Here is a 6,692-nt window from a genome sequence, read left to right as displayed (position 1 = left end):
AAGATGCCCGCACCACAAGAGTTTCATGATTCAACTTTGTACCTCATCAGAGCGGAAAAGGCTGTATATTTGTGTCTATAAGATAAGGCATTTAACCCCTGTCACCATAAATACTTTCTCGGCTAATTGCTTCATCAGAAAGGTTTGGGAAATTCAGATTTTTGTGACTCTCTACCCATGCGTGAAATGCAGCTATCTTTTGTTCTGGAGTAGCAGTTTCATCAACCTGAGTTTCTTGTTGCGGTTTTACCAATTGCGTTAGTATTCTATCTAAATATGGTTTAATTTCTTCTGGATTACGGTTAGTTATATCAACCAAAATTTGAGTGATTGTTTCCAAATCCTGTTTATGTGATTCTTGTAAAAAATGTAAAACTTCTGTATTCATAACTTTATCTGTGAATATTTGACTCTGGTAATCCAAATTTAGCTCTAACTTCCTGTACAGAAATTAATCTACCAGCTTGACCGTCAGCAAGTCCAGCCTCAACTACTTGCCTAACATAAATCTCATACATCAAATCATCCCAAGTAAAATTATCAGGTAGTCTGTCAATTAATTTCTGGGCTTCAGTTTTAATGTTTAATTTTTCCATATTTTTAGCTCAAATCTAGCTCTCTGATTACATTGTAGGCTGAAAATTAAAAATCTACTTAAATTAGATCATCAACCTGATAAACGTTGTAAAAATTCCGTGTGTTCTGGTGAATTTAATCCGGTTTGCAATACTTCTAAAACTTTAACCATATCTCCTGCTAATAATGCGGTTACAGATAACCATAATCCGGGCATAACTTGACTTTTAATAATTCCCTCTACATCGGGTTTCAGTAATATATATTCACTGTCATGTAACAAAAACCAATCTAATTTATTTTCTAAACTCTGCCAAACAAGATATTCTTGAATACCGTTCCGTTTATAGGCTTTTTTCTTATCATATAAATCATAAGCTGCACTGCTGGCAGCAATTTCCGCGACTAATTCTGGTGCGCCTTCAATATAATCATCATCGGTAATTCGAGATTTTCCACCCAAACTTTCATCAATTAATAAAACTCCATCGGGTTGAGGTTCGTTATCTTGATCTAATCTAATAGTGGGTTCAATTCCTAGTTTAATTCCGGGGGTATAAATTTGATAATTTCCTAACCAAATCATCAATTTAGCATGGGGTTCTGCATGACGTTGAAAGCGTAAAGGTGAGGCCACGTAAACTACTCCTTCGATTAATTCAGCTTTTTTAATATCGGAACTTTCTGCATAACGACGTTCAAATTCATGGCGTGATAAGCGATCGCCATTTTCTAATGGTAAAATTTGAGGAGTTGGGTTAGTTTGTGGCCGCTGCATTACCATTTGCTATACTTCCAGGAATTAATTGACACAATCAGCAGAGGACGGGGAAACCCCGCCCCTACATTATAAATTATTTGGCTGGGGGTAAAGTTCTACCACTAGCAGCCGACGGTTTAGTGTAATCGCAAAAGATATTGACCCCTATTTTCAGGATATATACAGCACTTCCCGATGTTATGAGGTACAAGAACCCCACCCCCAACCCCCTCCCCGCAAGCGAGGAGGGGGCTTAAGATGTACTTCATAAGAGCGGAAACCCCTGTAAAACTATCACAGTGGGAATAGCTCTATTTTGTAATCTCTCCTTTTTTTCAATTTGGATCTTCTATAAAAATACCAAGCTGTTTTGCAGCATTAGCTAGTTTATCATCAGTGGTTGCTAATAACAGTCCTTCTCTAATTGCTAATTCTAAATAAGCAGCATCATAAGCAGCAAGATTGTATTGTCTGGCTAAATTTAATGTATCATTAACACTTTCTGTAATCGGTTTAGCATCAATTAAGATAGGTAGACTTTGCAGCAGTTTAATCACCTGATCAGTTTTTTCTCTAGTATTACGATTTCTCTTTTCTGCTACCCACAAAACATTACTAATTTCTAGCCAGAAAAATGCAGGTACTAGTGCCTGATTTTGTTGGATTATGATTTCATAAACTGCCTCAGCATAGATATTATTTTCATCTTCCAGACACCAATTAATAGCCACAGAACAATCTAAAACAAATAGCATTAAAATTATCTTCCTAATTCTCTAGCTTCCCTGATTGATAAATTACCTAATGAAATTACCGGTTTTAATTCCTTGAGTTTCGCTTTGATTTCTAATAATTCTTGTTGATTATTTCTTGTCGAAGTTTCCATTAATTCAGTGATGTTTTTATCTATAGACTGAGAATGAATTTTAATTTGCTCCAACATTAAATCTGCTTTACGCTGAATTATTTCATCTGCAAATAATTTAACTTCTTCTGCTTTTGCTACTGTTAACTGTTCTAAAATAGACTTTACTTCTGCTTGTAAAGAATTACCATGTTTTTGAGCGCGAGATTTTAGCCACTCGATAATATTTGGATCTAAGTCATCTAAAATAATTGGATTCATAAGCATTGAGTTATCTGAGGGTACAAACCTTCCAGGACAGAGAAATCCCGCCCCTACATTATAAATTATTTGGCTGGGGGTAAAGTTCTACCCATCATAGCTTGACCATTTTTTGCTGGCCATAAATCTTGAAAAGCCCTTTCCATGTCGCCATTGTGCCTTTCTAAATGATCCATTGCTTCGGGGTCCAGGGGTATAATCGGGCATTAATTCCCCCATAGCTTGGATTTCACTATTAGTGATTTGCATAACTGATTCAGATTTTTTACTGAGTGGTGACAAAATTAACTACATTATAGAAAGGGTTTAGTCATTAAGAAATGATAAAATGCCACCAATATACACAAAAAGTTTGTACTTTTATAAAGTATAATTAAGAAAAATATCAATATATCTAGCTCAAGAGGCTCGGTTAGTTAGCTACTGCTGCTAGATGCGGTTAAAGTTTTTTTCTCAAGAGAAAACTACCGTGATCCTGTACAAACAACTAAGTTAGCACGGGATCATGGCGACGGTGTAAAATTCCCAGTTGGAGAGGCAAATAAAGGCGTGGGTCAGTATCAATCTACTGAATTAAAACAGTATAATCCAGAAGCGATCGCTCGTTACTTTCGTTACCGTCCCTGGCTGGTTTGGGGACGACTACTGAGCATCATCTGGTCTTTTGCGGGATTTGTATTTAGTCTCAAGTGGGACGAATGGCAAGAACAAATCGAAGAAAATCAAGGACAAAGAGCTATTGAGTTAAGAAATTTACTCACCCGTTTAGGTCCGACATTTATTAAAGTTGGTCAAGCGCTCTCGACCCGTCCTGACTTAATCCGCAAAGACTTTTTAGCGGAACTAGTCAAGCTACAAGACCAGTTACCACCTTTTGATAATGCTCTAGCATATCAGATTATTGAAACAGAGTTAGATCGCTCCATTGGCGAGATTTTTCGGGATCTTTCCCCTCAGCCAGTAGCAGCGGCCAGTTTAGGTCAAGTCTACCATGGACACCTGGTTAGTGGTGAAGAAGTGGCTGTGAAGGTACAACGCCCCAATTTACGCCCCTTACTGACAAAAGACCTGTACCTCATGCGTTGGGTTGCTAGTTGGCTCGCACCCTGGCTACCACTGAATCTCGGTCACGATTTAACTTTAATTGTAGACGAGTTTGGCACAAAGTTATTTGAGGAAATTGATTACATCAATGAAGGGCGCAATGCGGAAAAGTTTGCCCATAATTTCCGTAATGACCCGCAAGTGAAAGTTCCAGGTATCTATTGGAATTATACCAGTAATCATGTTTTAACTCTGGAATGGATTAACGGTTTTAAACTCACAGATACTCAAAATATCCGAGCCGTAGGTTTAGACCCAGAAGCAATTATTCAAATAGGTGTAACTACTGGGTTACAACAACTATTAGAGCATGGTTTTTTTCATGCTGATCCTCATCCAGGTAATTTGTTCGCTATGTCCGATGGTCGCATGGCTTACATTGATTTCGGCATGATGGATCAATTGGAGGAAACAACCAAGGAAAGTTTAGTTGATGCTTTAGTGCATTTGGTAAACAAGGATTACGCCGATTTAGCGACAGATTTTGTCAAATTGGGCTTTTTAACTGCAAATACCAATATTGCCCCCATTGTACCAGCATTGGAAGCCGTACTAGGGAACGCTATTGGTAAAAATGTCAATGACTTTAACTTCAAAACCATTACTGATGAGTTTTCGGAATTGATGTATGAATATCCTTTCCGTGTACCAGCGAAATTTGCTTTAATTATTCGTTCTCTGGTGACACAAGAGGGTATTGCGCTAAGTCTCAACCCCAATTTCAAAATCGTAGAAGTGGGTTATCCTTACATAGCACGGCGGTTATTAACTGGGGAATCTCCCGCACTCAGACGGCGGCTATTGAATGTATTGTTTAAAGATGGTAAATTTCAATGGCAACGGTTAGAAAACCTGATTACCATTGCTCGTACTGATAGTCAATTTGATGTTTTACCAACGGCAAAAATGGGTTTGGAATTTATACTCTCAGAAGAAGGTAAATTCTTACGTCGTCAGTTGGTATTAGCCCTGACCGAAGATGACCGTTTACACACGGAAGAAGTCCAACGTTTATGGGACTTGGTCAAGGATGATTTACCACCAAATCGCTTACTAAATGTGGCAATTAGCCTGTTAACAGAGTTTTCCAAAGAAAGTGTAGCAGCTATTTTAGCAAAGTAATTTGTTACCAAATAAAAACGAATTTTAATAACAACCAGGAGTTTTCATGTACTATTACCCTTTACAACCGCCCTACTTTTTACTGTTAGTTGGTTTTCTCACGGCTTTAACTTCTGGTCTGGCTCTATCTGGGACATTAAAAGTAATTGTTCAGCAATGGCCTGATGATAAGTCTACTCAAGAAAATACTAATACTCGTTCTTTTTATAAACAATTATTAGTCCCATTTATTGGTATTACGAGTGGTGTTTGTTTATTTATTACTTGCGGTTTAGAGATATTCGGTTTTCCCTCTGAACTGGCTTTGGGTGTGGGTTTACCAATAAGTTTGTTAACTTGTGTATTTCTTTGGTGGCAATTAGGAGGTTTGCTAGATTATGTTAAAAGTCAAGGAATGCAATCTCTAGATTTAGATTCTTGGTCTTAATAGATGTTTGAAAAGTCATGAAATGTATAAATAAACCCCTTTTGTAAACCTGTCCTGGCTTGGAGGAGAGGCTTTTAAAAACCTTCTTTTCTCCTAGTCAAGGAGGTTAGGGGGTTTTATTTATTTAGAGGGGGTTTGTAACTGCCAAAACCTCTCAGTTCATTCAATGAAAATACTTCCAAAACGATAACCTTTCCCATAAACAGTATAAATAAGTTGAGTTTTATTCCCTACTTCTACCTTACGACGCAACAGACGAATTAAAGCAGGAACAACATTACTATTAGGTTGTTCCTCATGTTGCCATAAATGCTGTAAAATTTGGGCATGAGTTAATAATTGTCCGGTGTTTTCCATAAAGTATTGTAATAACTGACTTTCTTTTTGCGAGAGTTCAATTATTCTTCCGTGAAGATAAGCTATTTGATTTTGGATATCAAGTTCTAAATCTCCTACAATTAATTTTCCCGTTATATTGCTATGAGATTCTGTACCAGCACGACGCAATAAAGCCCGAACTCTTGCTAGTAATTCCCGCAATTCAAAAGGTTTTACTAAATAATCATCAGCACCCGCGTCTAAACCTTGAACTCTATCATCAAGAGTATCTTTTGCTGTGAGAAATAACACAGGAGTTATTTTACCTTGAGAACGTAATTCCTGACAAATCTCCAACCCAGTTTTTCCTGGTAACATCCAATCTAAAATCAGTAGATCATAACTGCCTATTTTTGTCAAATTGCTGCCACTGATGCCATCATAAGTAGTATCAACACTGTAACCTTCACGGGTTAAAAGACGACTTAAAGGGTCAGTTAGTTCAATTTCATCATCAACTAATAAAATTTTCATTTTGTTGGCAATGGACAATATAGATATATTCTCAATATAGTGAATTATAAACACATTAAGGACATCAAAAAAAGAATGTTAACTGTTGCCATACCAAAAGGTGAATTACTTAAACCTACTCTTAAGTTATTACAATCTGTGGGATTAGATTTTAGTGCTTTCTTAGAATCAGGAAACCGTCAATTGCAAATTCCTGATACTAGTGGACAAGCCAAAGGGCTGTTAGTCCGAGCGCAAGATGTGCCTGTTTATGTAGAATATGGTCAAGCACAGTTGGGAGTTGTGGGTTACGATGTTATTAGAGAAAAACAGCCTCAAGTAGCACAATTAGTAGATTTAAAGTTTGGATATTGTCGAATGTCTGTGGCTGTAAAAGCGAACAGTTCTTACAAATCTCCTTTAGATTTACCTGTACATGGTCGAGTTGCTTCTAAATATGTAAATTGTGCGCGAGAATATTTCCAAGGTTTAGATTTACCCATAGAAATTGTCCCTTTGTATGGTTCTGTGGAATTGGGTCCAATTACGGGAATGTCAGAAGCAATTGTTGATTTAGTTTCCACGGGCAAAACTTTAAAGGAAAATGGTTTAATTGAAATTGCTACTTTGTATGAAAGTACAGCGCGGTTAATTGTTCACCCTTTAAGCTACCGTTTGAATACAGGTAATTTACATCAATTAATTGCAAAAATGCGGTTAGAAATACTCAACCCAGTTTAATTTAT

At 37.1% G+C, this 6,692-nt stretch carries 9 protein-coding genes; 3 read left to right on the top strand and 6 right to left on the bottom strand.

The window, feature by feature from the left end; all coding sequences use genetic code 11:
- Positions 1–91: 91 nt before the first annotated feature.
- From ACIR310F_RS0106215 to ACIR310F_RS0106195, 5 genes are all read right to left on the bottom strand, one after another.
- Positions 92–388 (bottom strand): hypothetical protein, encoded by a 297-nt coding sequence (locus tag ACIR310F_RS0106215; RefSeq protein ID WP_051289492.1) that lies wholly within the window; start codon positions 386–388, stop codon positions 92–94.
- 4 nt (positions 389–392) lie between these two features.
- On the bottom strand, positions 393–596 hold the full coding sequence (locus ACIR310F_RS0106210; RefSeq protein ID WP_028083063.1) for a hypothetical protein: 204 nt from the start codon (positions 594–596) through the stop codon (positions 393–395).
- Positions 597–667: 71 nt separating this feature from the next.
- The gene (locus ACIR310F_RS0106205) at positions 668–1,360 is read right to left on the bottom strand and encodes a Uma2 family endonuclease (RefSeq protein WP_028083062.1); all 693 of its coding nucleotides are present in this window, start codon (positions 1,358–1,360) and stop codon (positions 668–670) included.
- 311 nt (positions 1,361–1,671) lie between these two features.
- A complete protein-coding gene (locus ACIR310F_RS0106200) occupies positions 1,672–2,091 on the bottom strand; it encodes a type II toxin-antitoxin system VapC family toxin (protein ID WP_028083061.1) in 420 nt (139 codons plus the stop codon).
- 5 nt (positions 2,092–2,096) lie between these two features.
- Positions 2,097–2,462: a FitA-like ribbon-helix-helix domain-containing protein gene (locus ACIR310F_RS0106195; RefSeq protein ID WP_231387410.1), complete on the bottom strand. Its 366-nt coding sequence runs from the start codon at positions 2,460–2,462 to the stop codon at positions 2,097–2,099.
- Positions 2,463–3,011: 549 nt separating this feature from the next.
- On the opposite strand from ACIR310F_RS0106195, the gene ACIR310F_RS0106180 reads away from it, so the two are divergent.
- Both ACIR310F_RS0106180 and ACIR310F_RS0106175 read left to right on the top strand, forming a co-directional pair.
- Positions 3,012–4,688 (top strand): ABC1 kinase family protein, encoded by a 1,677-nt coding sequence (locus ACIR310F_RS0106180; RefSeq protein ID WP_028083060.1) that lies wholly within the window; start codon positions 3,012–3,014, stop codon positions 4,686–4,688.
- A gap of 46 nt (positions 4,689–4,734) precedes the next feature.
- Positions 4,735–5,115: a hypothetical protein gene (locus ACIR310F_RS0106175; protein ID WP_028083059.1), complete on the top strand. Its 381-nt coding sequence runs from the start codon at positions 4,735–4,737 to the stop codon at positions 5,113–5,115.
- Positions 5,116–5,274: 159 nt separating this feature from the next.
- Here the strand turns inward: ACIR310F_RS0106175 and rppA are convergent, their stop codons facing one another.
- Complete coding sequence (gene rppA / locus ACIR310F_RS0106170) at positions 5,275–5,967, bottom strand: two-component system response regulator RppA (RefSeq protein ID WP_028083058.1); 693 nt, start codon at positions 5,965–5,967, stop codon at positions 5,275–5,277.
- 75 nt (positions 5,968–6,042) lie between these two features.
- On the opposite strand from rppA, the gene hisG reads away from it, so the two are divergent.
- The gene (gene hisG / locus ACIR310F_RS0106165; protein ID WP_028083057.1) at positions 6,043–6,687 is read left to right on the top strand and encodes an ATP phosphoribosyltransferase; all 645 of its coding nucleotides are present in this window, start codon (positions 6,043–6,045) and stop codon (positions 6,685–6,687) included.
- The last annotated feature ends 5 nt before the right edge of the window (positions 6,688–6,692 follow it).

Origin of the sequence: Dolichospermum circinale AWQC310F, from assembly GCF_000426925.1 — a bacterium.
GTDB lineage: Bacteria > Cyanobacteriota > Cyanobacteriia > Cyanobacteriales > Nostocaceae > Dolichospermum > Dolichospermum circinale.
This window is presented reverse-complemented; position numbering and strand designations above follow the sequence as displayed.

Coding starts and splice junctions, on each gene's coding strand:
- ACIR310F_RS0106215 (WP_051289492.1), bottom strand. CDS start 388: ATGAATACAGAAGTTTTACATTTTTTACAAGAATCACATAAACAGGAT.
- ACIR310F_RS0106210 (WP_028083063.1), bottom strand. CDS start 596: ATGGAAAAATTAAACATTAAAACTGAAGCCCAGAAATTAATTGACAGA.
- ACIR310F_RS0106205 (WP_028083062.1), bottom strand. CDS start 1,360: ATGGTAATGCAGCGGCCACAAACTAACCCAACTCCTCAAATTTTACCA.
- ACIR310F_RS0106200 (WP_028083061.1), bottom strand. CDS start 2,091: ATGCTATTTGTTTTAGATTGTTCTGTGGCTATTAATTGGTGTCTGGAA.
- ACIR310F_RS0106195 (WP_231387410.1), bottom strand. CDS start 2,462: ATGAATCCAATTATTTTAGATGACTTAGATCCAAATATTATCGAGTGG.
- ACIR310F_RS0106175 (WP_028083059.1), top strand. CDS start 4,735: ATGTACTATTACCCTTTACAACCGCCCTACTTTTTACTGTTAGTTGGT.
- rppA (WP_028083058.1), bottom strand. CDS start 5,967: ATGAAAATTTTATTAGTTGATGATGAAATTGAACTAACTGACCCTTTA.
- hisG (WP_028083057.1), top strand. CDS start 6,043: ATGTTAACTGTTGCCATACCAAAAGGTGAATTACTTAAACCTACTCTT.